This window comes from Streptomyces flavofungini, from assembly GCF_030388665.1.
GTDB lineage: Bacteria > Actinomycetota > Actinomycetes > Streptomycetales > Streptomycetaceae > Streptomyces > Streptomyces flavofungini_A.
Map to the genome: position 1 here is coordinate 5,051,705 of NZ_CP128846.1, position 24,892 is coordinate 5,076,596.

General features: G+C 72.1%; 27 protein-coding genes. 18 read left to right on the top strand and 9 right to left on the bottom strand.

Annotated elements, in window-relative coordinates:
* The first annotated feature begins 34 nt into the window (after positions 1-34).
* Entirely contained in the window at positions 35-1,312 is a 1,278-nt protein-coding gene (locus QUY26_RS21295) for an LmeA family phospholipid-binding protein (RefSeq protein WP_436840375.1), read from the top strand.
* 91 nt (positions 1,313-1,403) lie between these two features.
* Here the strand turns inward: QUY26_RS21295 and abc-f are convergent, their stop codons facing one another.
* From abc-f to QUY26_RS21325, 6 genes are all read right to left on the bottom strand, one after another.
* On the bottom strand, positions 1,404-3,032 hold the full coding sequence (gene abc-f, locus QUY26_RS21300; protein WP_289955886.1) for a ribosomal protection-like ABC-F family protein: 1,629 nt from the start codon (positions 3,030-3,032) through the stop codon (positions 1,404-1,406).
* A gap of 236 nt (positions 3,033-3,268) precedes the next feature.
* Positions 3,269-4,684, bottom strand: coding sequence for a sensor histidine kinase (locus QUY26_RS21305; RefSeq protein WP_289949027.1), 1,416 nt, complete (start codon positions 4,682-4,684; stop codon positions 3,269-3,271).
* Positions 4,681-5,442 (bottom strand): response regulator transcription factor, encoded by a 762-nt coding sequence (locus QUY26_RS21310; protein ID WP_289949028.1) that lies wholly within the window; start codon positions 5,440-5,442, stop codon positions 4,681-4,683. The genes QUY26_RS21305 and QUY26_RS21310 overlap by 4 nt, the downstream gene beginning before the upstream one ends.
* An 88-nt stretch (positions 5,443-5,530) precedes the next feature.
* Complete coding sequence (locus QUY26_RS21315) at positions 5,531-6,586, bottom strand: S1C family serine protease (protein WP_289949031.1); 1,056 nt, start codon at positions 6,584-6,586, stop codon at positions 5,531-5,533.
* 100 nt (positions 6,587-6,686) lie between these two features.
* A complete protein-coding gene (locus tag QUY26_RS21320; protein ID WP_289949033.1) occupies positions 6,687-7,736 on the bottom strand; it encodes a LacI family DNA-binding transcriptional regulator in 1,050 nt (349 codons plus the stop codon).
* Positions 7,737-7,759: 23 nt separating this feature from the next.
* Positions 7,760-8,605 (bottom strand): response regulator transcription factor, encoded by an 846-nt coding sequence (locus QUY26_RS21325; protein WP_289949040.1) that lies wholly within the window; start codon positions 8,603-8,605, stop codon positions 7,760-7,762.
* A gap of 333 nt (positions 8,606-8,938) precedes the next feature.
* Here QUY26_RS21325 and QUY26_RS21330 point away from each other — a divergent pair, with 333 nt between their 5' ends.
* From QUY26_RS21330 to ygfZ, 11 genes are all read left to right on the top strand, one after another.
* Positions 8,939-9,784: an alpha/beta hydrolase gene (locus QUY26_RS21330; protein ID WP_289949042.1), complete on the top strand. Its 846-nt coding sequence runs from the start codon at positions 8,939-8,941 to the stop codon at positions 9,782-9,784.
* Between the two features lie 21 nt (positions 9,785-9,805).
* Positions 9,806-10,060 (top strand): MoaD/ThiS family protein, encoded by a 255-nt coding sequence (locus QUY26_RS21335; protein WP_289949044.1) that lies wholly within the window; start codon positions 9,806-9,808, stop codon positions 10,058-10,060.
* Positions 10,061-10,070: 10 nt separating this feature from the next.
* Complete coding sequence (locus tag QUY26_RS21340; protein ID WP_289949046.1) at positions 10,071-11,366, top strand: hypothetical protein; 1,296 nt, start codon at positions 10,071-10,073, stop codon at positions 11,364-11,366.
* 129 nt (positions 11,367-11,495) lie between these two features.
* Positions 11,496-12,248, top strand: coding sequence for an LmeA family phospholipid-binding protein (locus tag QUY26_RS21345; RefSeq protein ID WP_289949048.1), 753 nt, complete (start codon positions 11,496-11,498; stop codon positions 12,246-12,248).
* A 203-nt stretch (positions 12,249-12,451) separates the two neighbouring features.
* On the top strand, positions 12,452-12,532 hold the full coding sequence (locus QUY26_RS40950) for a putative leader peptide (RefSeq protein WP_352321565.1): 81 nt from the start codon (positions 12,452-12,454) through the stop codon (positions 12,530-12,532).
* A 179-nt stretch (positions 12,533-12,711) separates the two neighbouring features.
* Complete coding sequence (locus QUY26_RS21350; protein ID WP_289949050.1) at positions 12,712-13,557, top strand: sulfurtransferase; 846 nt, start codon at positions 12,712-12,714, stop codon at positions 13,555-13,557.
* Positions 13,558-13,595: 38 nt separating this feature from the next.
* Entirely contained in the window at positions 13,596-13,883 is a 288-nt protein-coding gene (locus QUY26_RS21355; RefSeq protein ID WP_030362227.1) for a DUF1416 domain-containing protein, read from the top strand.
* Between the two features lie 127 nt (positions 13,884-14,010).
* A complete protein-coding gene (locus tag QUY26_RS21360) occupies positions 14,011-14,268 on the top strand; it encodes a DUF3099 domain-containing protein (RefSeq protein WP_289949056.1) in 258 nt (85 codons plus the stop codon).
* A gap of 233 nt (positions 14,269-14,501) precedes the next feature.
* Positions 14,502-15,074, top strand: coding sequence for an FABP family protein (locus QUY26_RS21365; RefSeq protein ID WP_289949060.1), 573 nt, complete (start codon positions 14,502-14,504; stop codon positions 15,072-15,074).
* 16 nt (positions 15,075-15,090) lie between these two features.
* Complete coding sequence (locus QUY26_RS21370; protein WP_289949062.1) at positions 15,091-15,561, top strand: Fur family transcriptional regulator; 471 nt, start codon at positions 15,091-15,093, stop codon at positions 15,559-15,561.
* A gap of 34 nt (positions 15,562-15,595) precedes the next feature.
* Positions 15,596-16,561, top strand: coding sequence for a CAF17-like 4Fe-4S cluster assembly/insertion protein YgfZ (ygfZ, locus tag QUY26_RS21375; protein ID WP_289949064.1), 966 nt, complete (start codon positions 15,596-15,598; stop codon positions 16,559-16,561).
* Positions 16,562-17,255: 694 nt separating this feature from the next.
* Here the strand turns inward: ygfZ and dtd are convergent.
* Positions 17,256-17,681 (bottom strand): D-aminoacyl-tRNA deacylase, encoded by a 426-nt coding sequence (gene dtd / locus QUY26_RS21380; RefSeq protein ID WP_289949066.1) that lies wholly within the window; start codon positions 17,679-17,681, stop codon positions 17,256-17,258.
* 314 nt (positions 17,682-17,995) lie between these two features.
* Here dtd and QUY26_RS21385 point away from each other — a divergent pair, with 314 nt between their 5' ends.
* Together QUY26_RS21385 and QUY26_RS21390 are read left to right on the top strand one after the other, a co-directional pair.
* Positions 17,996-18,667: an RsiG family protein gene (locus tag QUY26_RS21385; RefSeq protein WP_436840376.1), complete on the top strand. Its 672-nt coding sequence runs from the start codon at positions 17,996-17,998 to the stop codon at positions 18,665-18,667.
* 216 nt (positions 18,668-18,883) lie between these two features.
* Positions 18,884-19,867 (top strand): asparaginase, encoded by a 984-nt coding sequence (locus QUY26_RS21390; protein ID WP_289949068.1) that lies wholly within the window; start codon positions 18,884-18,886, stop codon positions 19,865-19,867.
* A gap of 269 nt (positions 19,868-20,136) precedes the next feature.
* On the opposite strand, the gene QUY26_RS21395 is transcribed toward QUY26_RS21390, so the two are convergent.
* Complete coding sequence (locus QUY26_RS21395; protein ID WP_289949070.1) at positions 20,137-20,322, bottom strand: hypothetical protein; 186 nt, start codon at positions 20,320-20,322, stop codon at positions 20,137-20,139.
* Between the two features lie 279 nt (positions 20,323-20,601).
* Between QUY26_RS21395 and QUY26_RS21400 the strand changes: the two genes are divergently transcribed.
* Positions 20,602-21,465, top strand: a complete 864-nt coding sequence (locus QUY26_RS21400; RefSeq protein WP_289949072.1) for a winged helix-turn-helix domain-containing protein — start codon at positions 20,602-20,604, stop codon at positions 21,463-21,465.
* A 66-nt stretch (positions 21,466-21,531) separates the two neighbouring features.
* Here the strand turns inward: QUY26_RS21400 and QUY26_RS21405 are convergent, their stop codons facing one another.
* Entirely contained in the window at positions 21,532-21,720 is a 189-nt protein-coding gene (locus QUY26_RS21405) for a hypothetical protein (RefSeq protein ID WP_289949076.1), read from the bottom strand.
* 125 nt (positions 21,721-21,845) lie between these two features.
* Here QUY26_RS21405 and QUY26_RS21410 point away from each other — a divergent pair, with 125 nt between their 5' ends.
* The 3 genes from QUY26_RS21410 to QUY26_RS21420 all read left to right on the top strand — a co-directional run bounded on the left by QUY26_RS21410 (position 21,846) and on the right by QUY26_RS21420 (position 24,829).
* The gene (locus QUY26_RS21410) at positions 21,846-22,760 is read left to right on the top strand and encodes a winged helix-turn-helix domain-containing protein (protein WP_289955890.1); all 915 of its coding nucleotides are present in this window, start codon (positions 21,846-21,848) and stop codon (positions 22,758-22,760) included.
* A gap of 45 nt (positions 22,761-22,805) precedes the next feature.
* Positions 22,806-23,513: an HAD family hydrolase gene (locus QUY26_RS21415; RefSeq protein WP_289949078.1), complete on the top strand. Its 708-nt coding sequence runs from the start codon at positions 22,806-22,808 to the stop codon at positions 23,511-23,513.
* 284 nt (positions 23,514-23,797) lie between these two features.
* Entirely contained in the window at positions 23,798-24,829 is a 1,032-nt protein-coding gene (locus tag QUY26_RS21420; protein WP_289949082.1) for an aminoglycoside phosphotransferase family protein, read from the top strand.
* The last annotated feature ends 63 nt before the right edge of the window (positions 24,830-24,892 follow it).

A 24,892-nucleotide genomic window follows, 5' to 3' on the forward strand; every position in this document is an offset into this window, starting at 1 on the left:
TGGGGTGGGGTGGAACGTATGGTGAGATCATCTGATGCGTTCCCCCCACCGCATGGCCGTTTCTGAACCGTCCGCTCCGCTCGAAGAGACAACCCCCCACCAGCCGTACGAAGAGACAATCTCTCGCGACCCGTACGAAGAGACAGCCTCCCGCAACCCGTACGAAGAGCTCGGCTCCCTCGCGCCCGGCCCCCTGGAGGACTTCCTCCGGGAGGAGCCCGAGGCGGAGGCCGAAGCCCCGTGGCAGCCGCCCAACCACCGGCGCGCCGGCCGTCGGCGCCGCAATCGGTTCGCCGGGCTTCCGCTGGCCGCGAAGGCCGTCGTCGCTCTCGCCGTCGCCGCCGCGTTCCTCGTCCTCGCCGACCGCTGGGCCCTGCTCTACGCCGAGCACGAGGCCGCCGACAAGCTCAAGGACCAGCTGGACCTGAGCGCGGCCCCCGAGGTCGACATCGAGGGCTTCCCCTTCCTCACCCAGGTCCTCGACCAGCGTCTGGACGAGGTGAAGGTGACCGTGCCCGACGTCGCCGCCGACCGCGTCTCGCTCGCCAAGGTCTCCGCGACCGCCACCGACGTGACCATGAAGGGCGACGGGCCCACCTCCCTGACCGGCGCCGTCATCGGGCGGATGCGCGGCGAGGTGCTCCTCTCCTTCGACGACCTCAACCGCGAGCTCGGCGCCTCCCAGGTCACCTTCACCGGCCACGGCCGCGACAAGGTGTACGCCCGCGGCACCCTGCCCGTCGCCGGGCACGACCTGAAGGTCCGCGCCGACGCCCGCATCGAGCGCACCGGCGAGCGCGGCGTCGCCACCGACATCGACCGGATGCGCCTCGACATCGGCGACATGGCGACCTACCGGCCGGGCGCGCGGGAGTCCGAGGGGCTGCACCTCAGCCGCGAGGGCGCCCGGCGCGTGGCCGACGAGTCGTCCCAGGCCAAGGCCCTGCTCGCGGTGCCCGAGATCGCCCGCCGCCTCGGGGTGCCGGACGGCGCCGTGCGCGAGGCGCTGCGCAGCGACGCCAAGCTCAACGACGTCACCGGGTCGCCGGAGTTCGTCGACGACGTGATGCGCCTCAACCTCATCGACGTGGCGATGGGGCACCCCGCCCTCCTGAAGCGCCTCGGCCTCGACCCCGCCCTCCTCAAGGGCCTCGACGACCTCACCCGGCCCGTCCTCGTCGACCGGCTCTCCCTCTCCTTCGAGCTGCCGAGGCTTCCGGGCGAGGGCGCCATGCGGTTGCAGGGTGTGAAGGTGGAGGAGGACGGGATCCGGGTGGGGGTCGAGGGGTACGGGATCGGGTTCGGGGGGTAGGCCCTGCCGGGGGCTCCCCAATCCCGCCCCTTCCCGAAACCGGGGGCTGCCGCCCCCGGGCCCCCGCTGATCGGCGCTCCGCGCCTCGTCCTCAATCGCCGGACGGGCTGATATCGCTCGGGCCCGTCAGGGGCAGGGTCAGGGTCTGGCCCCGGTACCCCGCTCGCAGCCGCCGGTCGTGCGTCACCACGACCAGCGTTCCCGCGTACGTCGCGAGTGCCGCCTCCAGGTCCTCCACAAGCGCGGGCGAGACGTGGTTCGTCGGCTCGTCCAGGAGGAGCAGGTCGTACGGGCGCGTGACCAGGCGGGCCAGTTCGAGGCGGCGGCGCTGGCCCGTGGACAGGGTGCCGACCGGGCGCCGCAGGTCCGACTCGTGGAACAGGCCGAGCGCGAGCAGCTCGTCGCCCCGGTCCTCGCCGAACGCCGCGAGCAGCGAACGCGCGCCCTCCGCGCGGGACACGGGCGCCGCGACCTGCCGCAGCAGCCCCACCCGCGCGGGCCGCCGCACGGTGGCGCCCGGCTCCGGCTCGACCTCCCCCGCGAGCACCCGCAGGAGCGTGGACTTGCCCGCCCCGTTGGGCCCGGTCACGAGGAGCCGCCCGCCGGCCGGAACCCGCAGGGAGTCCAGGGCGAGCCGCCCCGGCACCCGCAGGTCGGCCACCTCGACCGCGCCGTCGGCTGCTCCCGCGACGCTCGCAGCGAACCGCAGCGGCTGCGGCGGCGCGGACACCGGGTTCTCCGTGAGCCGCCCGAGGCGTTCGCGGGCGTTGCGGATGCGGCTCATCGCGCCGTGCGCCCGGGACCGGGCCCGGAAGGCGCCCGCGCCGCTGAAGGCCGCGGGGGCCTTGCGCGGGATGGCGTCGAGCCGCCCGATGCCCGAGTCGGCGAGCCGCGACTGGCGCCCCACTTCGGCACGCCACTCCTCGTACTCCCGCTCGTGCCGGGCCCGTTCGGCGGCCTTGGCGGTCAGGTAGCCCGCGTAGCCGTCGCCGTGGCGGCGCACGGATCGGGTGTCATGGTCGACCTCCAGGACGGTGTCGGTGACGCGGTCCAGGAAGGTCCGGTCGTGGGTGACGGCGACGAGCGTGCCGCGGTGGGCGCGCAGCCGCTCCTCGAGCCAGGCCACGGCCTCGTCGTCGAGGTCGTTGGTCGGCTCGTCGAGCAGCAGCAGCTCGGGTGCGGAGGCGAGGGTCGCGGCCAGGGCGAGCCGGGAGCGCTGCCCGCCGGAGAGCGTGCCGAGCCGCCGCGAACGGTCGAGGCCGGTGTGCTCGCCGAGGTGGCGCAGGGCGACGTCGACGCGTCGGTCGGCGCCGTAGCCGCCGCGCGCCTCGAAGCGGGCGACGAGCGCGGCGTAGGCGTCGTACGCGGCCGGATCGGCGCCGTCCAGATCCGCGCCCGCGGCCTGGATCCGGCGCTCCAGGGACCGCAGTTCGGCGAGCGCGAGGTCGACGGCGTCACCGACGCGGGCGGAGTCCGGCAGGTCCAGGGTCTGGGCGAGGTGCCCGGTGCCGCCCGGGGCGACGACGGTGACGGTGCCGTTGTCGGGCCGCTCCCGCCCGGCGAGCAGCCGCAGCAGCGTGGACTTGCCCGAACCGTTGTCCCCGATGACACCGGCCCTCTCACCGGGCCGGACGGTGAGCCGGACCCGGTCGAGGACGAGGTGGTCGGCGTAGCGCTTGGTGACGTCGGTGAGGGTGAGCTGGGAGACGGCGGGGGCCACGGAGGTGGTGGAGGTGGTGCTGGAGGGGGCGGCGGTGGGGGCGGCTACTGCGGGGGCACGGAACAAGTGGGTCTTCTTTCGCAGGCGACGGTGGTGGGGGCGCGGGTGGTGCGTGCGCCCCTTCGCTGGTGACGAGACGTATCGTCTCGCGCCAACGACGGGAACCGTAGCGCATGCGAGGCGCCGACGCAAGACGCTGCGTCTCGTTGAGGGAGAGGCGGGTGCTCAGGGCCGGTTCACGGCGTCGCGGGCGGCGGGGTCCCCGCCCCCGGCAGCCGCACTCTCGCCACCGTGCCGCCGCCCTCCGCGGGGGCGAGCCCGACCTCGCCGCCCGCCTGGCGCACGGTCCGCGCCACGATGGACAGGCCGAGCCCGGAACCCGGCAGGCTGCGGGCGGTGGGGGAGCGCCAGAAGCGGTCGAAGACGTACGGCAGTTCGTCGGCGGGGATGCCGGGTCCGTGGTCCCGTACTGTCAACTCGCCGTCCTTGAGGGCGACTTCGATGGCTGTGCCCGCCGGGCCGAACTTCACCGCGTTGTCGAGGAGGTTCACGATGGCCCGCTCCAGGGCCGCGGGCTCCGCCCGTACGAACCACGGGGTGAGGTCGGCCTCGAAGGTCAGCTCGGGGCCGCGCAGGCGGGCCCGCTCCAGGGCCGCGTCCACGATGTCGTGCAGGGCGACCACCTGCACCTTGCCGCCGCCCTGGGCCGCGTCGGGGCGGGACAGCTCCTGGAGGTCGCCGATGAGGGAGGCCAGTTCGGTCATCTGCGCCTTGACGGAGGCGAGGAGCGCGCGGCGGTCGTCGGGCGGGATGGCGCGGCCGGTCTCCTCGCTCCGGGCGAGCAGTTCGATGTTGGTGCGCAACGAGGTGAGCGGGGTGCGCAGCTCGTGCCCGGCGTCGGCGATGAGCTGCTGCTGGAGGTCGCGGGACGAGGCGAGGGCGGAGGTCATCGCGTTGAAGGACCGGGAGAGCCGGGCGATCTCGTCGTCGCTGTCGTCGTCGGCGGGCAGCCGCAGGTTCAGGTCCTCGGTGCGGGCGACGTGCTCGACGGCGGCGGTGAGTTCGTCGACGGGGCGCAGTCCGGTGCGGGCCACCCAGAGCCCGGCGGCGCCCGCGCCGAGGACGCCGACACCGGCGACGAGGGAGAGCACGAGGACGAGGTTGTTGAGGGTGTCGTTGACCTCGTCGAGGGGGCGGGCCACGGAGACGGCGAGGGGCGTGTTCTGCAGCGGGTAGGTGAAGACGCGGTACTCGACGCCGTTCGCCGCGCGCGTGTTGTGGTACGTCTCCGCCGACTCCTGGCGGGCGACGGCGAGGTCGGACTCCTTGATGTCGATCTTCTGCCGCCCCATGATGACGCAGCTCGCGTTGTTCGCGAAGACGACCTGGATGGTCTGCTTGTACAGGTCCGGGTTGCTGGGGAAGGTGCGCAGACACCGTCCGCCCTGGACGTCGATCTGGTCGACGACGTCGGAATCCGACGGGCGATTGCTCCGCAGCGCGTCGTCCAACGAGCTGACGAGCACGTTCCGTACGACGAACCAGCACGCCACCGCCGCCGCGGCGACGGCCACCGCGACCGCCGTGGCGACGAGCAGGGCGAGCCGGGAGCGCAGCGGGAGCGCGCGGAAGCGGCGGACGAACCGGTTCACGCGCCGCCGCCGGTCCCCGAGGCGTCGGCGCGCAGCACGTACCCCACTCCCCGCACCGTGTGCACCAGACGCGGCTCGCCGCCGGCCTCCGTCTTGCGGCGCAGATACATCACGTACACGTCCAGGGAGTTGGACGACGGCTCGAAGTCGAAGCCCCACACCGCCTTCAGGATCTGCTCGCGGGTCAGGACCTGGCGGGGGTGCGCCAGGAACATCTCCAGGAGCGTGAACTCCGTGCGGGTCAGCTCCACCGTGCGCGTCCCGCGGGTCACCTCGCGCGTCGCCAGGTCCATGCGCAGGTCGGCGAAGGCCAGGCACTCGTCCTCCGGCGCCGTCCGGCCGGACGCCGTCGCGTAGGTGCTGCGGCGCAGCAGGGCGCGGATGCGCGCGAACAGTTCGTCCAGCTCGAACGGCTTGACCAGGTAGTCGTCCGCCCCCGCGTCCAGGCCCGTCACGCGGTCCCCGACCGTGTCCCGCGCGGTCAGCATCAGGATCGGCGTCGTCGAGCCCGCCGACCGCAGCCTGCGCGCGGCCGTCAGGCCGTCCATCCGGGGCATCTGGATGTCCAGTACGACCAGGTCGGGGCGGTAGGCCGCGGCCTTCTCCAGCGCGTCGGCGCCGTCCACGGCGACCTCCGTGCCGTAGCCCTCGAACGCGAGGCTGCGCTGCAGGGCCTCACGCACGGCCGGCTCGTCGTCCACGATCAGGATGCGCTGCTGGGGGTGCGGGTACTCGCGGTCGCCTTCGGCGGGGCTCATGGGGGGGGCGGCTCTCTGGTGGGTGGGCGGAGGTGTGGGCGGGGTCGGTATCAGCGTCGCACGGGGGCGGGGTCGGGCGCTGCGGGGCTCACCCACTCGCCCCGGCCCGCAGCTTCCCCAGGTCCGCCTTGACCGTGTTGATGGGAATCGCGAACCCGAGCCCGACGCTCCCCGACTCGGACCCGCCCCCGGCCCCGGACCCCGAACCGGCCGAGTACATGGCCGAGTTGATCCCGATGATGTTCCCGTCCATGTCGATGAGCGCGCCCCCGGAGTTCCCGGGGTTGAGCGACGCGTCGGTCTGCATCGCCTTGTACGTCGTCTTCGAAGACCCCGTGTCCCCGTTGAACTGCTCCCCGCCGAACTCGAACGGCCACCCCCCACCGGGCCCCTGCCCCTGGTTCTGGTCCTGCCCACGCCCGGGGTCGGCGGAGACGGTGACGTCCCGGTCGAGCGCGGAGACGATGCCGCTGGTGACGGTCCCGGTCAGGCCCTCGGGCGAGCCGATGGCGACGACCTCCTGCCCGACCTGCACGTCGTCGGAGTCGCCGAGGTTCGCGGCCTTGAGCCCGGACGCCCCCTCCAGCTTGATCAGCGCGAGGTCCTTCTTGCTGTCGGTGCCGACGGTCCTGGCCTTGTAGGTCTTGCCGTCGCTGGTCCGGACGGTGATGTCGGTGGCGCCGGAGATGACGTGGTTGTTGGTGACGATCTCGCCGTCGGAGGTGATGATCACGCCGGACCCGGTGGACTTGCCGGAGCCGGTGGTGGCGTTGATCTCGACGATGCTGGGGGAGACGGCGGCGGCGACCCCGGCGACGGTGCCCTTGCTGCCGGCGGAGACGCTGGTGCCGTTGACGTTCCGTGTGCCGCTGCTGCCGCTGTCGTCGCCGGTCAGCGTCTGGAAGGCGTACGCGGTGCCACCGCCGACGGCCGCGGCGGCGAGGGCGACGGCGGCGAGGAGGGCCACGGGCCCGCGGGCGCGCCGACGGCCGGAGTGGACGGGACCGGCCGGGGCGGGCTCGAAGGCGGGCTGCGGCGGATAACCGGGCTGCTGCGGGGCCGACGGGGCCGACGGGGCTGACAGGGCCTGCGGGTGCTGCGGGCCGGACGGGTTCTCATCGCTCTGGCGGAAGGGTTCTGTCATGTCTCCGAGCGTGTTCCCGCCACATGAGAGCCCCCTGAGGACGCCCTGAGAACCCCGACAGAACCGTGTTTGCCCGATATAAAGACGCGGGGCGCAGCCCTCAGAGGCCGGCTCCCGCGGCAGCCGCGGGCTCACATCCGCACGACTGTCGCACCACGAGCCGCGAGGGGAACACCTTCAGCCGCTCGCGCCGCGACCCGGCCACCCGCAGCCCGTCGTCCAGGACCAGGTCGACCGCCGCGCGGGCCATCGCCGGGCGGTCGGAGGCGACCGTGGTGAGGGGCGGGTCGGTGAGCCCGGCCTCCTTGACGTCGTCGAACCCGGCGACGGCCAGCTCGCCGGGCACGTCGATGCGCAGCTCGCGGGCGGCCCGCAGGACGCCGATGGCCTGGTCGTCCGTGGAGCAGAAGATCGCGGTGGGGCGGTCGGGGCGGGAGAGGAAGCCGAGGGCGAGCTGGTAGGCGTCGTAGCGGTTGTAGGGGGCCTCGAAGAGGCGGCCCTCGGTCGGCAGACCGGCCTCGCGCATGGCGCGCCGCCAGCCCTCGACGTGGTCGGAGACGGGGTCGCCGACGGTCGGGGTCTCGGCGGTGCCGCCGACGCAGGCGACGTAGGCGTGGCCGTGTTCGAGCAGGTGCCGGGTGGCGAGCTGGGCGCCGCCGACGTCGTCCGTCACGACGGCGACGTCGTCGATGGCCTCGGGGCGCTCGTGCAGCAGGACCACGCGCGCGTCCCAGGCGTCGATCTCGGCGGCGGCCTGGTCGGTCAGGCCGTGGCTGACGAGGATCAGGCCGGAGACGCGCATGCCGAGGAAGGCGCGCAGATAGTGCGTCTCACGTTCTTCGACGTAGTCGGAGTTGCCGACGAGCACCATCTTTCCGCGCTCGGACGCGGCCTGCTCCACGGCGTGGGTCATCTCCGCGAAGAACGGCTGCCGCGCGTCCGGCACGATCATGCCTATGAGGTCCGTGCGCCGGGACGCCATGGCCTGGGCGACCCGGTCCGGGCGGTAGCCCAGCTCCTTGATCGCGGCGAGCACGCGCTCGCGCGTGGCCGGGGCGACCGGCCGGGGTCCGTTGTTGATGACGTAGCTCACGACCGCGGTCGAAGTACCCGCCAGTCGCGCCACATCGTCCCGCGTCACCTTGGCCACGCGCGCAGTCTACGCGGATGGACTCAACCCTGAGCAGGGCGTGCGACGGCTTCCTTCGCCCGTTCGGCGGCGGCCTGCGGCGCCCGTCCCGCGGCGGGCTTCGCGGCGCCCGCCGTGGCGCCGTCGGAGTCGCCCGTGCGCGCCGTCTTGTCGGCCTTCTCCGCGCCGTCCCGCACCGTCTTCTCGGACCGCTCGGTCTTCTCGGGGACGACGAAGCGGTAGCCGACGTTGCGCACGGTGCCGATCAGCGACTCGTGCTCGACGCCGAGCTTGGCCCGCAGCCGTCGTACGTGCACGTCGACCGTCCGCGTGCCGCCGAAGTAGTCGTAGCCCCAGACCTCCTGGAGCAGCTGGGCGCGGGTGAAGACCCGGCCCGGGTGCTGCGCGAGGTACTTGATCAGCTCGAACTCCTTGAAGGTCAGGTCCAGGACCCGGCCCTTCAGCTTCGCGCTGTACGTCGCCTCGTCCACGGACAGGTCGCCGCCCCGGATCTCCATGGGGGAGTCGTCGGCGGTGATCTGCTGGCGGCCCATGGCCAGGCGCAGGCGCGCCTCGACCTCGGCGGGGCCCGCGGTGTCCAGGAGCACGTCGTCGATGCCCCAGTCCGCGGTGACGGCGGCGAGGCCGCCCTCGGTGACGACCAGGAGCAGCGGACAGCCGGGCCCGGTGGAGCGCAGGAGCTGGCAGAGGCTGCGGACCTGGGGCAGGTCGCGCCGTCCGTCGATCAGGATGACGTCGGCACCGGGGGTGTCGACGAGCGCCGGGCCCTCGGCGGGGGCCACCCGCACGTTGTGAAGGAGCAGGCCGAGGGCGGGAAGCACCTCCGTCGACGGCTGGAGGGCGTTGGTCAGGAGCAGCAGAGAACTCATCGCGGCCCACCTGCCTGGGTCGTCCGCCGGTTCCTCTGGCTGTCGTGCACGTTTCGCTCGCCCATTACGTCGGTTCCTCCTCGGTCCCTGCGGAGGGGGTCCCCCTGCTCCTTATGAGCTTGGGGGCGTATGGCACTGCTTCGTACGTATGGCTCGTATGGCACTGCTTTGTACGGTTGATACACCTCCCGCGCCCTGGGAAGTGGCCGTGCGCGCCGTTCTTGAGGCTTCGTTTACGGGGCCTTGGTGGGCCACGTGCCCGAGTCCGCCGGAAAGCACGAAAGGACCCGGGGGCTTCACTGCCCGGATCCTCTGCGCAGCAGAATAGCCCACATGAGTTCCGGTCCGGCAGGTCAAACGGCGCGATCTTCTGTGCAGCCGATCACTCGCGTTCAGCCGCGCGCCACATCGCGTTCCACGCTCCTTACCTCGGACGGGGTGCGGATCGAAGCCGCGTACGACCCCGGTCCCGGTCCGGTCGGCGGGCCCGCGATCGTGCTCGCGCACGGCTTCACCGGGGACCTGGGGCGGCCGCACGTGCGCCGGGCCGCGACGGTGTTCGCGCAGCGTGCGGCCGTGATCACGTTCTCGTTCCGGGGGCACGGCGGATCCGGCGGGCAGTCCACGGTCGGCGACCGCGAGGTGCTCGACCTGGCGGCGGCCGTGGCGTGGGCGCGCTCGCTCGGGCACACGCGCGTGGTGACGGTCGGCTTCTCCATGGGCGGCTCCGTGGTGCTGCGGCACGCCGCGTTGCACGGGGGGCGCACGGAAGCGCGCGTCGACGCGGTCGTGTCGGTGAGCGCGCCGGCCCGGTGGTTCTACCGGGGTACGGCGCCGATGCGCAGGCTGCACTGGGTGGTGACGCGGCGGGCGGGACGCCTTGTCGGGCGGCTCGGCCTGCGGACCCGGATCCACCCGCACGAGTGGGACCCCGTGCCGCCGTCGCCGACGGAGTCCGTGCCGCTCATCGCCCCGACCCCGCTCCTGATCGTGCACGGCGACCAGGACCCGTACTTCCCCGTCGACCACCCCCGGATGCTGGCCGCCGCCGCGGGCGAGGGGGCCGAGCTGTGGCTGGAACCCGGCATGGGGCACGCCGAGCACGCGGCCGACGACGAACTCCTTGGGCGGATCGGCGCCTGGGCCACGGCATCATGGACGTCGGCAACCGCCGAGTGACTTGAGCGAAAGGAGGGGGCAATGGCATCAGGGACCATCCGGTACTGGGCCGCCGCCAAGGCCGCCGCGGGGATCGCCGAGGAGCCGTACGCCGAGGCCACGCTGGCCGAGGCGCTCAGCGCGGCCCGTGCGCGACACCCCGGAGAACTCGACCGCGTGCTGCTGCGCTGCTCGTTCCTCGTCGACGGCGACCCCGTGGGCACCCGCGCCCATGAGACGGTACGGCTTGCCGAGGGCGGCACGGTCGAGGTGCTCCCGCCGTTCGCAGGAGGATGACCCGTACGCGATGAGCAACGAACCGTACGACCCTTATCAGCAGTACCCGCAGGACCCCCAGCAGCAGTACCCGCCCCAGCCCCAGCCCCAGCAGCACCAGGGCCAGCAGCAGCCGTACGACCCGCACTACGGGCAGTACGCGCAGTACCCGCAGGAGCCCGCCGCCCAGCAGGCGTATCCGCAGGGGCAGGGTGAGTGGGGGTACCAGGAGCCCTACGCCCAGCAGCAGTACGCCACGCAGCAGTGGGAAGGGCAGACCTGGGAGACCCAGGTGTCGGCGCCGCTGCCCGCCGTCGACGTGACCGAGACCGCGTATCTGCCGCCGCAGGCCTACGCGGAGCCGCCGCAGGCGTACCAGGGGCAGGCGTACCAGGCGCAGGCCTACCAGGCGCAGGCGTCCGGGCCGGACCACTCGGGGTCGTACCCGCAGGAGCCCGCTCCTGCCCCCGCCCCCGCAGGGCCCGCCCCCGTGACCAAGCCCGAGTCCGAGCCCGAAGCCGCCCCCGACACCGCCGGATACGGCCCCGCCACCCTCACCGGCAACCCCCGGATCACCGACGCGCAGCGGGCGCGGGCCGAGGGGCGGTCGCCGATCATAGAGCCGGGGATGCAGCCCGCGCTGCTCACGGCGCTGCTGGGGCTGCTGCTCGCCGGGGGCGCCGCGGTGGGGCAGTACGGCCTCCTCGTACCGCTGGTGATCCTGCAGGGTGTGACGGCCGCCGGATGGTTCCGGCTGAACGGTATGTGGCCCGCCCGGCAGGGCATCGCGCTGGCGTTCCTCGGCGGTGTCGCCGCCGACGCCGCGCTGCTCGCCACCGGCGAGGGCAACGCCCCGGCCGCGATCCTCGGCACCCTCGGCGTGTGGGTGCTGCTCGTCCTCGTGCTGCAGCTGCGCAGCCGGGCGGGCGCGGACGAGCGGATGTACGGCCTGATGGCCACCCTCGCCTCCAGCGCGCTCGCGATCATCGCGGCCGGGCACCTGGCCGCCGTGGACGACGCCGCCGTGGTCGGCGGGGTCGCTGTCGCCGCGGCCGTGCTCGCCCGCGCGCTGCCGATGCCGACGCCCGCCTCGGTGGTCGTGGCGCTGCTCGCCGCGGCCGGCGCGGGCATCGCGGTCGGCGGGGCGACCGACCTCGGCAGCGAGGGCGCCCTGCTCGGGCTCGCCGCGGGCGTCTGCGCGGTGATCGGGCACCGGGTCGCCTCCTACGACTACCCGTCGCGGTTCGTGCACTTCACGGCCGGTGTCGCGCTGCCCCTCGCGGTCGCCGCGCCCGCCGTGTACCTGCTGGGCCGCGCCCTCGGCTGAGCCCGCGCGGGAGCCGCCAGCCGCGTCACAGTCGATCTACAGGTCCCCGGCCGGGCACGACGGCCGGGGACTCGTCCTTTAGGCTCGCGGCAACGGAACAGCCGAGGCGGGGGACGGGGAACAGCAGGCATGAGCAAGCGCGCGATACGCATACTTCTGATCGTCGTGGTGGTCCTCGGCGGCCTCTTCGTCGCCGCCGACCGGTTCGCGGTGTCCTTCGCGGAGAGCGAGGCCGCGGAGAAGATCAAGGCCCAGGAGGGCCTGAGCAGCACGCCCGACGTGTCCATCAAGGGCTTCCCGTTCCTCACCCAGGTCCTGGGCGGCAAGCTCGACGACGTCGAGATCGGCATCAAGGACTACGACGCCAAGTCCGACGGCGACACCATCCGCATCGCGAACCTCAGCGCCACCGCGCACGGCGTCGACTTCTCCAGCGACTACAGCTCCGCCACCGCCGACTCCGCCGCGGGCGTCGCCCGGATCTCCTACGACGAGCTCCTGAAGGCCGCCAAGGCCGAGCCGGTGAAGCTGCCGCTCGGCGCCACCGGTGAGGTCGTCGGTCTCTCCGACGGCGGCGACGGCAAGGTCAAGGTGGAGGTCGAGGTCAGCAAGGGCGGCACGAAGCTCCCCAAGCCGGTGCACGTCCTCAGCTCCCTGAGCGTCGAGGGCGACACGATCAAGGTGCACGCCGACACGATCCCGGACAGCCTCGAAGTGCTCGGCGTGAAGATTCCGCTGCCCGAGGGCCTGGCCCGCGACATCACCGACTTCGAGGAGAAGGTCACCGACCTGCCGGGCGGCATCAGGCTCGACACGGTGCAGGCGGCCCCCGACGGCGTGGACGTGGCCGTGAAGGGCGAGAACGTGGACCTGGTCTCCTGACCCTCCGCCCCGCCAGCTGTCCGTAGTACGAGACGCGGGCGTCCGTCCCTCAGATGGTGGGCGGGCGCCCGCGCCGCGTCCCCGGCCCCCCGGGCCTCGGCGACCGGCCGGAAAGTATTCACCTGACCGCATCCTGGACGAAAACGTCTCAGTATCCGACACACCGGTGACACGGCCGCCTCCCCGTCCCTACGATCGGACGCATGCACCGACAGGCGGACCTCACGAAGCGGCGGGCAGTGGACCTGTGCCGCGTCGCCGCCATGCTCTGTCGCACTCTCTGAACCGGACCCCCGGCTCCGGTGTTCCCCGGGCCTGTCGACCCCCTCACGGTCGCCAGCGCCACCCCGTGCCGTATGCCCGGCGCCTCCCCGCATACCCATACGCGCACATTCCCGCACCACCCGTGCAATCCGTGTCATCCCCGCCGCAACTGCCCCGAACTGCCCCGGAGGAGAACAGCATGAGCCGCAGCGACGTCCTGGTAGACGCCGACTGGGTCGAGGCCCACATCGACGACCCGCAGGTCGTGATCGTCGAGGTGGACGAGGACACCTCGGCGTACGACAAGAACCACATCAAGAACGCCATCAGGATCGACTGGACCAAGGACCTCCAGGACCCGGTCCGCCGCGACTTCATCGACCAGGAGGGCTTCGAGAAGCTGCTCTCCGCCAAGGGCATCGCGAACGACTCCACCGTCGTCCTCTACGGCGGCAACAACAACTGGTTCGCCTCCTACGCCTTCTGGTACTTCAAGCTCTACGGCCACCAGGACGTGAAGCTCCTCGACGGCGGCCGCAAGAAGTGGGAGCTGGACTCCCGCGACCTGGTCGACGGCGCCCAGGTGCCGCAGCGCGCCACCACGTCGTACCGGGCCAAGCCCCAGGACACCTCGATCCGCGCCTTCCGTGACGACGTCGTCGCCGCGATCGGCTCGAAGAACCTCGTCGACGTCCGCTCGCCCGACGAGTTCTCCGGCAAGCTGCTCGCCCCGGCCCACCTCCCGCAGGAGCAGTCGCAGCGCCCCGGCCACGTGCCGAGCGCCCGCAACATCCCGTGGTCGAAGAACGCCAACGACGACGGCACGTTCAAGTCCGACGACGAGCTCAGGGCCCTCTACGAGGACGAGCAGGTCGACCTCGCCAAGGACACCATCGCGTACTGCCGCATCGGTGAGCGCTCGGCCCTGACCTGGTTCGTCCTGCACGAGCTGCTCGGCCAGACCAACGTCAAGAACTACGACGGCTCCTGGACCGAGTACGGCTCCCTCGTCGGCGTGCCGATCGAGCTCGGCGCCAACAAGTAATCCGCGACCGACCTTCCCCCTTCTTCATAGGAGCGCACATGTGTGGAGCCAAGGCCGGTGGCCCTGACGCCTCGACGATCAAGCCCGGTGAGACCACCATCCAGGGCCAGGTGACCCGCGACGGCGAGCCCGTCACCGGTTACGTCCGCCTGCTGGACTCGACCGGCGAGTTCACCGCGGAGGTGCCCACCTCCGCGACGGGCCAGTTCCGTTTCTACGCGGCCGAGGGCACGTGGACCGTACGGGCCCTGGTGCCCGGCGGCTCGGCGGACCGCACGGTCGTCGCCCAGACGGGCGGGCTCGCGGAGGTCGCGATCGCTGTCTGAGAAGACAGGCCGAGCAGGCAGCTGAGCAGTCAGCCGAGCAGGCAGCTGAGCAGACAGGCCGATGGGCCGCACCCCAGGGGTTGGACGCCGCTGGAGGGGTGCGGCCCTTCGGTTCTACGCTGGAGTCATGTACGCGCGACGGCGTCATGTGTACTTCGCCATGATGGGCACCTGCCTGGCCCTGTTCGTCCTGGCCTGGGGTGTCGTGCGGCTCTGGTCGGTCCCTGTGGCTGTCGGCATGTGCGTCGTGGCGATGGTGATCCCGCCGGTCGCCGCGATGGTCGCCAACCGGCGCGGTCCCGAGGACCGCTGGTGGGACGACCCCTCGGGGGATCCGAAATCCGACGAGTGGTGGGATGAGCTGGACGGCAGGCGCCGCCACTAGCCGGGTGGCCCACCTCGGCGGGAGGGGGCGGCGTGGCCCGACTACAGTGGGACCCGGCTCTGTACCGCCCTACATACCGCTCACCAAGGAGCTTTAAGTGCTTGAGGCCTTCTTCTCCGCCCTCCTTGTCCTGGTCTGCGTCGGCGTCCTCGCCTTCGCGGGTCTGACCGTGAAGAAGCTGTACCAGGGCCAGCGCTGACCGCACCCCCCACCGAGAGACTCCTGAGCACCTCATGATCGAGATCCCGTCCGACCTGCACCGCGACCTCGTCCCCCTCGCCTGGCTCCTGGGCAACTGGGCCGGCGCGGGCGTCACCGACTTCCCCGGCTCCGCCAAGGCGAATTTCGGCCAGGAAGTCTCCTTCTCGCACGACGGGCGGGACTTCCTGGAGTACCACTCGCACACCTGGGTGCTCGACGCCGAGGGCAACAAGGTCGAGCCGCTGGAGTCCGAGTCGGGCTTCTGGCGCATCGACAAGGAGCGCAAGGTCGAGACCGTCATGGTCCGCCAGGACGGCGTCGTCGAGGTCTGGTACGGCGAGCTGGCCGACCAGAAGCCGCAGATCGACCTGGCCACCGACGCCGTCGCCCGCACCGCCGCCTCCGGCCCGTACAGCGGCGGCAAGCGCCTCTACGGCTATGTGAAGGGCGACCTGATGTGGGTCGGCGAGAAGCAGACGCCCGAGGTGCCGCTGCGGCCGTACATGTCCGCGCAGCTCAAGAAGGTCGTCTCGCCCGAGGACGTCGCCGAGATGGCGCGCAACCTGGGCGACCTGCCGGACGACGGGATCGCCTTCTTCAAGTAGGCCTAGACTTCGGGGTGTGGTGAGCACCGACTCCGACTGGAAGAGCGACCTGCGGCAGCGCGGGTACCGCCTGACGCCGCAGCGCCAGCTCGTGCTCGAAGCCGTGGACGCACTGGAGCACGCGACCCCCGACGACATCCTCTCCGAGGTCCGCAAGACGGCGTCGGGGGTCAACATCTCCACCGTCTACCGCACCCTGGAGCTCCTGGAGGAGCTGGGCCTGGTCAGCCACGCCCACCTCGGCCACGGCGCCCCCACGTACCACCTCGCGGACCGCCACCACCACATCCACCTGGTGTGCCGGGACTGTACGCACGTCATCGAGGCCGATCTGGACGTGGCCGCCGAGTTCACCGCGAAGCTGCGGGGGATGTTCGGGTTCGAGACCGACATGAAGCACTTCGCGATCTTCGGGCGCTGCCAGGACTGCGCGTCGCCGGCGGCCGCCGACGATCAGGAACGGGCCGACGAGGCCGCCGCGGAATAAGCGTCCCGGTCCTCGGGTCGTAGTCTTTGTGAACATGAAGAGCCCCCTGCTTTCGCTGCCCGGCGCCGTCCCCGCCGAGGGCGTGGACGAAGGTGTCGCCGCGCACTACGGCGACCTGTTCCGCGAGCAGCGTGCCCTCGCCGACGGCACCGGATTCGTCGACCTCTCGCACCGCGGCGTCGTCACCGTCACCGGCGCCGACCGGCTGAGCTGGCTGCATCTGCTGCTCACCCAGCACGTCAGCGAACTGCCCCCGGGGCAGGCCACCGAAGCGCTGATCCTCTCCGCGAACGGGCACATCGAGCACGCCCTGTACCTGGTCGACGACGGCGAGACGATGTGGGCGCACGTCGAGCCCGGCACGCAGGACGCGCTCATCGCGTACCTGGAGAGCATGAAGTTCTTCTACCGCGTCGAGGTCGCCGACCGCACCGCCGACTTCGCCGTGGTGCACCTGCCCGCCGGGTCCATCGCGGCCGTCCCGGACGGCGTCGCCGTCCGGGAGACGCCGCACGGCCGCGACGTCTTCCTGCCCCGCGCGGAGCTCTCCGCGTACGCCGAGGCGCACAGGCCCGCCGCCGGGCTCCTCGCCTACGAGGCCCTGCGCGTCGAGCACCACGTACCGCGGCTCGCCTTCGAGACCGACCACCGCACGATCCCCCACGAGCTGGGCTGGATCGGCTCCGCCGTCCACCTCCAGAAGGGGTGCTACCGCGGACAGGAGACCGTCGCCCGCGTCCAGAACCTCGGCAAGCCGCCGCGGCGCCTCGTCTTCCTCCACCTCGACGGCAGCGATGTGCACCTGCCGGGGCACGGCACGCCCCTCCACCTCGCCGCGGACGGGCCCGAGGGCCGCAAGCTCGGCTTCATCACCACGTCCGTACGCCACCACGAGCTGGGGCCCGTCGCGCTCGCGCTCATCAAGCGCAATGTGCCTGTCGATGCGGAGCTCCTGGCCGGGGAAACGGCTGCCGCCCAGGAGCCAGTAGTCGAACCCTGACCCCTGGCCCCCCTTGCCCCGGGGCCCGGCCCTCCTTGACCTCGGGGCCCGGCCCCCCTTGCCTCGGGACCCGGCCCCCCCTTGCCCCCGGGCCCGCCCCCTTTGACCTCGGCCTCGGGGCTGGCCCTACTTGACCTCGGGGCCCGTGCCCTGTGCCGGGGCCCGTGCGGGTGGCTCGGGGGTGCCGTCGATCGGCGCTGCGCGCCTCGTCCTCAAGCGCCGGACGGGCTGCTTTCCCTGCCCGCGTGGCCTTTCCTTGCTCTGTGGGCGGGGGTGACGGGGGTGGGTCTCTGCTTCGGGTGGCTCGGGGGTGCCGTCGATCGGCGCTGCGCGCCTCGTCCTCAAGCGCCGGACGGGCTGTCTTCCCCGCCCACCCGCCCCCTCCTTGCTCTGCGGGTGGGTTCTTCCGGCCCGCCCGCCCCCTCATCGCCCTGCAGCCAGGACCTCCCCCGGCCCACCCGCCCCTCCCTGCCCTGTGGGCGGGTTGGGGGTGCCGGGCTGTTGGTGAGTCGGGGGAGTTGGGGCGGGTGGGTGGGGGAGAGCCCGTCCGGCGATTGAGGACGAGGCGCGGAGCGCCGATCGGGGTGGGCGTGGAGTGGCCGCGGCTGCGGACGGCCCGAGGCGCGGGGCAGGGACGCGGGGCCAGAGAGGCGGGGGCAGGGACGCGGGGCCCGGGACGCGGAGGGAGGTGGGGTCAGGTGTCCAGGAGGACTGTGAAGGGGCCGTCGTTGGTGAGGGCCACCCGCATCTGCGCGCCGAACCGGCCCGTGGCCACCGTCGCGCCGAGAGCACGGAGCCGAGCCACGACCTCGTCGACGAGCGGCTCGGCCACATCGCCGGGAGCGGCCGCGTTCCAGGTGGGACGACGGCCCTTGCGGGCGTCGCCGTACAGGGTGAACTGGCTGATGACGAGGAGCGGCGCACCGACGTCCGAGCAGGACTTCTCGTCCGCGAGGATCCGCAAGGACCAGAGCTTGCGGGCGAGTTGCCCGGCCTTCTCCTTGGTGTCGGAGTGCGTGACACCGACCAGCACGCACAGCCCTTCGCCGACGATCTCCCCGACCGTCTCCCCGTCCACGACGACACTCGCGCCGTCCACCCTCTGCACCACCGCTCGCATGCGGACCATGATGCCCTGCCCGAGTGCGCCGTCCGCGCGCCGGTCCAGAACCCCCCATCCGGGGCCGATTGGGGGCACTCACGCACAGAGCGACCACTCGGGGTGGCACGATGCTCACACGCGGTGTACCGCGCCGGCTGAGGGGACGGTAGAGCCACATGAGCACACCCAGTACACCCAGTACGCCCAGTATGCCCAGCACGCCATGGTCGCCCGGGGCGCCATGGCCGTCGGGAGCGAGACATCCGGGCGGCACACCGGGGACACCAGGGGCAGCAGGCACGGCAGCAGGGGCAGTGGGGAAGGCGGGGTCGGTGGGGACGGTGGGGACGGCAGGGGCAGCCGGGATCGTGGGCGCCCCGGGGGCCGAGGCGGGCGGGGCGGCCGCCGCCGCGGGCATCGGCGGCACCCACGTCCCGCGCCCCCCGGTCCAGCGCACCGACAGCCCCGTCCTGCCGGACGTACCCGCGCACGACCTGACCACCCTGCGCCTGCCGGAGCTGCGCGAGCTGCGCCGCTCCACACAGCAGGACGAGGCGGATCTGAGCTACGTACGACGGCTGCTGCAGGGCCGCATCGACATCCTGCGGGCGGAGACGGCGCGCCGCAGGGCCCCGGGCCCCGGCGGGCGGGACCCGGAGGCCACCACCGCCGCGGAGTCGCCGCTGGTCGTGGACCGGCTCCCGGAGATCCTCACGGACGGCCCGGCCCGGCACCGCTCGTCGGCCCGCCATGTGACGCTCGGCACCCCGCACAGCGAGGAGTACCGGCGTCTGGCCGCGGAGATGCTCGCCGACGTGGAGCTCTCCGACCTGGTGGCCCGCACGGACGAGGAGCTGCACGCGGCCATGGGCCGCCTCGTCCGCTATGAACAGCAGGTTTCCCGGCGGCGTCAGGAGATGCAGCGGACGACGGACGATTGCAGTGCGGAGATCGCCCGCAGGTACCGTGAAGGAGAAGCACAAGTAGACGACCTGCTCGCCTGACCCGCCGGCCCCGGTGGGCACCGCCGCCCCGACGGGCCCGGTGACCCGCGGGACCCGGCGGCCGCCGTCGGCCGTGACCCCGGCGGACGTCCGCGTGCGGCGCCCGCCGAGATCCCGTGATCCCGGTGGCCGCCGGATCCGGGACGGCCGCCGCGACCCCCGGCCCGGCGTTCCCGCGGGCGGTCCGTCGCACCGCCCGCACCCGGAAGGCCGAAGATGCCGACAACGACGCCGTCGTCCGCCGTCACCAGTTCCCCCGTCATACCCCCGGTCCTCGCCGAGGTCGTCCGGTCGGGCTTCGTCGAGGGCCACCACCGCGGCAGCCTGGTGCTGCTCGGGGCCGACGGCGACGTGCAGCTCGCGCTCGGCGACGTGACGGCCCCCGTCTTCCCGCGCTCCACCAACAAGCCGATGCAGGCGGCGGCGGTGCTGCGGGCCGGCCTCGACCTGGCCGGCGAGCGCCTCGCCCTGGCCGCCGCCAGCCACTCCGGCGAAACGTTCCACCGGGACCTCGTACTGAAGATGCTGGCCGAGCACGGGCTGACCCCGGCCGAGCTGCAGTGCCCCGCCGACCTGCCCCTCGACCCCGAGGAGGCCGAGACCTACCTCGCCTCGGGCGCCGTCCGCGACCGGGTCACGATGAACTGCTCCGGCAAGCACGCCGCGATGCTCGCCGTCTGCGCCCTGAACGGCTGGCCCAAGGAGAGCTACCTCGACCCCGAGCACCCCCTCCAGCGCCTGATCCACGAGGGCATCGAGGCGGCCGCGGGCGAGCCCGTCGCCGCCGTCGGCACGGACGGCTGCGGCGCGCCCCTGATGGCGATCTCCCTGACCGGCCTCGCCCGCGCCTACCGGCACTTCGTCCTCGCCCCCGAGGGCAGCCCCGAGCGCCGGGTAGCCGACGCCATGCGGACCCACCCCGAGTACGTCGCCGGGACCCGGCGCCCCGACACCTGGCTGATGCGGGAGCTGCCGGGCACGCTGTCGAAGATGGGCGCTGAGGCCGTCCAGGCGGTCGCGCTGCCCGACGGCCGGGCCCTCGCCTTCAAGATCGATGACGGTTCGACGCGGGTCCTCGGGCCGGTCCTGGCCCGCGCCCTGCGCCTGCTCGGCACCGACGCCCCGGTCCTGGACCGGATCGGCAGGGCGCCGCTGCTCGGGGCGGGACGCGAGGTCGGGGAGATCCGGGCGGCGATCTGAGGCCGTGCGGCCGTGATCCGCGTCCGGCTGTGTGATCCGCGTACGGGGGAGTGCGTAAGTGCGTAAGAGGGAGTGCGCCCGTACGCGGCTTCCTGAACGCTTCGGCGGGGTGGCCCACGGGTGTGGGCCACCCCGCCGCTTCTTCGGGGCCCGGGCCTGGCGATGGCGGGGCCTTGGATGGGCCCGTGCCCCGGGTCTGACGGCTGACCGAACTCCCGGCTCCCCTCCGGATGAGAGCTCGGCCAGCCCGTTTCGTGGGTCGGGCCCGGTCAGCCCGACTGGGCGAGCAGCAGCACGAGGATCAGCGCCCCGATGCCGCCCGCGGTGGTGTTCCTGGCCTTGATGCCGACGGTGAGCAGGACGAAGGCGATGATGCCCATCGGCCCGTATTTCCACTGGATGGCCTGCTCGAATCCAATGACGAGGGCGGCGACGACAACGGCGATGAACGGCATGACGGTCCCCCTTCCGGTACGGGGGCGGCGGGCCCCCTGGCCGGCTGCCGACTGGCCGACCCGGGCGCCGGGTTCGGCCCGGCGGCCCGGGCTGGTGGCCAACCCCCCCGAAAGGTCTGACCATGTCGCCCAAGTTGGCTACCAACTCCACCTGACTTATCTCCGCGATGGCGCGTCTTATAACCACCTTCTCGGCAACTCCCCTAAGATGGCGAGAAGTTGTACTGTTTGGTTGTGAGCCCGGACCAGGCCTCCGTCAACGAGCGGAAGAGGCCGACCATGACTTCGCGCCGCTCGCACCACGAAGTGGCGGACGCGCTGCGCGACCGGATCAGGTCGGGGCGGCTGCGGCCGGGACAGCGCATGCCCACGCAGGCGGAGCTCGCGCTGGAGTTCGGCGTGGAGCGCGGTGCCGTACGCCAGGCGCTGCGCATCCTGCAGAGCGAGCAGCTCCTCGTCAACGTGTCCAAGGGCAGCCCCGCCACGGTCGCGGCACCGTCCGGGCCGAGCCCCGACACGGTCCGGCCCGAGCCCACGATGGTCGGCCTGGCCCCGCGCATCGCCGCGGCCTTCCAGGCGCAGCACGTGGAGATCGACGCGCTGTGCCTCACCTCCGTCTCGCTGACGATGGCGATCGGCGAACCGCTGCGGCAGATCCACGCCGGACAGCTGAAACCGGCCAAGGTCGACGTGCGGGTGCTGCTGCCGAGCCGCGACATCGACCTCGCCTTCCCGGCTCCGGTGGAGGGCGGGGACGAGGGCGGCCGGGTGCACCGCCGCTGGCTCGACCAGCGCAACGCGCAGGGGCAGGTGCTCCGCCACAACCTGCGGATGCTGCAGACGACGCACGGGATCGACGTACGGGTGGAGTTCCGCGCCCTGCCCTTCACCCCACCGGTCAAGCTCTACCTGCTCAACGGCTCCGAGGCGCTGTTCGCGTACTACACCCTCACCCAGCGCCGGGAGGAGATCGGCCAGGAGTCCCTGGAGATGTGGGACGCGCAGGGAACGCAGTCGATGCTGTTTCCGTTCCACTCGGGGGACGGGCTGCGGGACACGACGTTCGTGGAGCAGTCCCATCTGTGGTTCAACGCGCTCTGGGAGACGATCAGCCAGGACCTGAAGCTGAACCCCGGCCCGTAGGGCGGACCAGGGTTCAGGCGGTTCAGGCGGGTTCAGACGGTTCAGGCGGTGCGGTCCCGCGCCTCGTCACAGGGCGGGGCCGGTCACCATCAGGGCGAGCACGACGGCTCCGATGGAGCTGCAGGTGGTGTTCTTCGCCTTGACGCCCACGGTCAGCAGCAGCAGACCGATGATGCCGAGGGTTCCGTACTTCCACTGCACGACCTGCTCGATGGTGACGGCGAACACGGCTGCGAGGAGGGCTACGGCGGGCATGATGGTTCCCCCTTCTGCCATCTTGAGCGAGTTGGCAACCAACTCCACTAGAGTTGTCCCCGCTTGGTAAGCCTTCATAAACAACTTTCCGTCAACTCCCGTGAGATGGCGTCGAGTTGTATCGTCTGGTCGTGACCAAGGAGAGCGGTGCAGTGAACGGCAGCAGAAAGACCTCACCTCAGGACATCGCCGACGCCCTGCGCGACCGCATCCGCACCGGCACCCTCAAAGCGGGCGACCGCCTGCCCACCCAGGCCCAGATCGCCCAGGAGTTCGGCGTGGAACGCGGCACGGTGCGCCAGGCGCTCCTGTCGCTGCAGCGGGACGGGCTCCTGAACCACATCAGCAGGGGGAGCCCGCCACGGGTGGCGGCGGAGGCCGCGGCGCCCTCGGCGGGGCCTGCGGGGCAGCCTGAGCCGCAGCCGTCGATGGTGGCGCTGCAGCCGCGCCTCATGGAGGCGTTCCGGCAGCAGCACGTGCGGATCGACGCGGTCTCGTACACGGCGGAGACCTTGATGAACGCCGTCACCGAGCCGATCCGCCAGATCCACCAGGGCCGGCTGTGCCCCGAGTCCATCGCCGTCCGCATCCTGCTGCCGAGCAGCGCCATCTCCCTGGCCTTCCCGGTGCCGGTCGAGGCCGAGGACGAACGCGACCGGGTCCGGCTGCAGCAGCGCTGGCTGTCCCAGCGCAACGCGCAGGGGCAGGTCCTGCGGCACAACCTCACCTCGTTGCGGCAGTCGCACGACATCGATGTCCGCGTGACCTTCCGCGCCCTGCCGCTGACGACGCCGGTGAAGCTCTATCTCCTCAACAAGTGCGAGGCCCTGCTCGCGTACTACACGCTGGAGTCCATGGAGGTGCCGCTGGACGGTGACGGCGGGGAGAGCGTGCGCGCCTACGACGCCGGCGGACTGACCACGACCCTCTTCCCCTTCCTCCACGGGGACAGTTCGCGCGACTCGGGCTTCGTGCAGGAGTCCCAAAGATGGTTCGACGCCCTCTGGGAAACGATCACCACGGACCTGACACTCTCTTAGGTGACTCCTGATTCCGCGCGACCCGAGGCGAGAGCGACCGAGCCAGTGACAGGTGCGACCGACGATCTGCGAGAACTCATCGACATCGCCCAGTTCGTGCTCTTCGATTTCGACGGCCCCGTCTGCCGTCTCTTCGCCGGGCGCTCCGCCGTGAAGGTCGCGAAGGAACAGGTGCGCTGGCTGGAGGAGCAGGGGCTGCACGGGCTGCTCACCGCGGGAGTGCGGGACGAACCCGATCCGTACGTCGTGCTGCGCGCCGTCGACAAGCGCCACCCCCAGAGCGATCTGGTGGTCGAGCTCGAGGCGCGCCTGACGTACGAGGAGCAGAAGGCGGTGACCTCCGCCTGGCCCACGGCCTACGCCGACGCGCTGATCCGCACCTGGCACGCCACCGGCGCCGGGCTCGCCGTCGCCACCAACAACGCGCCGGGGCCGGTGGCCACTTATCTGAAGGGCAGGGGGCTCATCGACTGCTTCGCGCCGCACATATACGGCCGCACGCAGAACCTGCACCTGCTCAAGCCGGACCCGTACTGCGTCAAGCGCGCCCTCCGCGGGCTGGGTGCCGACCCGGCCCGCACCCTGATGATCGGCGACGCCGACTCGGACTATCTCGCCGCGCGTGCCGCGGGCGTGCACTTCCTCGGATACGCCCGCAACGACCGCAAGATGCGGGTACTCCGGGAAATCGGAGCCGAACGGATAGTGACGTCACTGAAGCCGTTGCTCGACGTGCTCAAGGGCAAGAAGTGACACGTGCCGCCGGGGCGCCGGACTTCGCGGTGAATTAGTCCCCGACATATTCACCGGCAAGGAAAACGCGCAGTAATGACACGCGCGCGCAAGGTAAGCAAGTGCGAGCGTCCGCATACTGGTCAAGTGGGCAGGTGGACGCCGTCAGGACGATACCCTCTGCGCTCATGTCGCAACCTCTGCCCGGCGGAGCCGATTTGGCCCCACCGGCCCCACTCGGCTGGCGCGACCGGCTGATCCGCCGATGGGCCACCGCGCACCGGGAACGCCCTGACGGCGAGGTTGTGACCGGTTATCACAACAGTAACTACATCGTGCCGCTCGGCTGGCGCCTCGCGCTGTTGCTGCGGACGATGCCGTATCGCGCCCGCGTGAAATGCCGCACGCCGTTGCAGGCCGCCGAGGTGGCGCCGCGCATCTGGCCCAACGAGAGCGAACTGCTCACGGTGGTCACCCGCCATCTGCGCGAAGTCCCGCGCTGCCTGCGGGACTTCGGCGACTGGTCGATGCACGCCTACCGCGCCGGGCGGCCGCTGACGGACGTCGACGAGAGTGAACTCCACACCGACGAACTGATGGCGAGGCTCGCCGAGTTCTTCGCGAGAACGGCGGCCGTGCCGGAGTCCGAGCTTCCGCCGAGACCCGAAGGCTGGCCCGCGAGCGGTGATTCCGACGGCTTTCTCGCCTGGCTGATCGACTTCACCGAGGAGCGGGTGCACCGCGCCAACAGGCAGCGATTCGACGCGTTATTCGAAGGCGTCGGGATTCGACGGCACGCGATGACCGAGTTCAAGGAGCGGGCTCCGCGCCTGCACGAGCGCCCTTTCTGTCTTCTGCACACGGATGTCCACCGCGCCAATATCGTGGTCGACCGCAAGGAAATCGCCGTGATCGACTGGGAGTTGGCCCTGTACGGCGACCCCTTGCACGACCTCGCCACGCACCTGGTGCGCATGGACTACGACAAGGAACAGCACCTGCGCATGCGGCGGCGCTGGGTGGAGGCGATGACGGCGGCGGGCAGGCCCGAGCTGACCGCGGGCCTCGACGAGGATCTGCCCGTCTATCTGGATTTCGAGTACGCCCAGTCCGTCTTCCCGGACGTCATGCGGGCCGCCATCGCCCTGCCTGCGCAGGCACCCTCGGACGCCGACTTCGCGTGGGCCGCCGCCCGGGTCTGCCGGGCCCTGCGGCGGGCTGCCGAGCCGCTCCGCCTGGAAGGGGTGCCGGACCAGGCCCACGCCGTCGAGGCCGTGCGGTCCTGGCACGCCGAGGCGCGCGGGCGGGAGGCGGCACGGCCGAGTCCGGTCGTGTGACGGTCTCCCGGTCTTCCTGACCGGCCCGCCCAGGGGCACCATGAACCCTTGCGTGCTCGTGTC

Bases quoted from the DNA above. Each gene is read 5' to 3' on its own strand.
- QUY26_RS21340 (WP_289949046.1), top strand. From the start codon at position 10,071: ATGAGCAACGAACCGTACGACCCTTATCAGCAGTACCCGCAGGACCCC.
- QUY26_RS21355 (WP_030362227.1), top strand. From the start codon at position 13,596: ATGTGTGGAGCCAAGGCCGGTGGCCCTGACGCCTCGACGATCAAGCCC.
- dtd (WP_289949066.1), bottom strand. From the start codon at position 17,681: ATGCGAGCGGTGGTGCAGAGGGTGGACGGCGCGAGTGTCGTCGTGGAC.
- QUY26_RS21350 (WP_289949050.1), top strand. From the start codon at position 12,712: ATGAGCCGCAGCGACGTCCTGGTAGACGCCGACTGGGTCGAGGCCCAC.
- QUY26_RS21295 (WP_436840375.1), top strand. From the start codon at position 35: ATGCGTTCCCCCCACCGCATGGCCGTTTCTGAACCGTCCGCTCCGCTC.
- QUY26_RS40950 (WP_352321565.1), top strand. From the start codon at position 12,452: ATGCACCGACAGGCGGACCTCACGAAGCGGCGGGCAGTGGACCTGTGC.
- QUY26_RS21330 (WP_289949042.1), top strand. From the start codon at position 8,939: ATGAGTTCCGGTCCGGCAGGTCAAACGGCGCGATCTTCTGTGCAGCCG.
- QUY26_RS21395 (WP_289949070.1), bottom strand. From the start codon at position 20,322: ATGCCGTTCATCGCCGTTGTCGTCGCCGCCCTCGTCATTGGATTCGAG.
- QUY26_RS21325 (WP_289949040.1), bottom strand. From the start codon at position 8,605: ATGAGTTCTCTGCTGCTCCTGACCAACGCCCTCCAGCCGTCGACGGAG.
- QUY26_RS21365 (WP_289949060.1), top strand. From the start codon at position 14,502: ATGATCGAGATCCCGTCCGACCTGCACCGCGACCTCGTCCCCCTCGCC.
- QUY26_RS21405 (WP_289949076.1), bottom strand. From the start codon at position 21,720: ATGCCCGCCGTAGCCCTCCTCGCAGCCGTGTTCGCCGTCACCATCGAG.
- QUY26_RS21400 (WP_289949072.1), top strand. From the start codon at position 20,602: ATGACTTCGCGCCGCTCGCACCACGAAGTGGCGGACGCGCTGCGCGAC.
- QUY26_RS21345 (WP_289949048.1), top strand. From the start codon at position 11,496: ATGAGCAAGCGCGCGATACGCATACTTCTGATCGTCGTGGTGGTCCTC.
- QUY26_RS21315 (WP_289949031.1), bottom strand. From the start codon at position 6,586: ATGACAGAACCCTTCCGCCAGAGCGATGAGAACCCGTCCGGCCCGCAG.
- QUY26_RS21310 (WP_289949028.1), bottom strand. From the start codon at position 5,442: ATGAGCCCCGCCGAAGGCGACCGCGAGTACCCGCACCCCCAGCAGCGC.
- QUY26_RS21335 (WP_289949044.1), top strand. From the start codon at position 9,806: ATGGCATCAGGGACCATCCGGTACTGGGCCGCCGCCAAGGCCGCCGCG.
- ygfZ (WP_289949064.1), top strand. From the start codon at position 15,596: ATGAAGAGCCCCCTGCTTTCGCTGCCCGGCGCCGTCCCCGCCGAGGGC.
- QUY26_RS21390 (WP_289949068.1), top strand. From the start codon at position 18,884: ATGCCGACAACGACGCCGTCGTCCGCCGTCACCAGTTCCCCCGTCATA.
- QUY26_RS21360 (WP_289949056.1), top strand. From the start codon at position 14,011: ATGTACGCGCGACGGCGTCATGTGTACTTCGCCATGATGGGCACCTGC.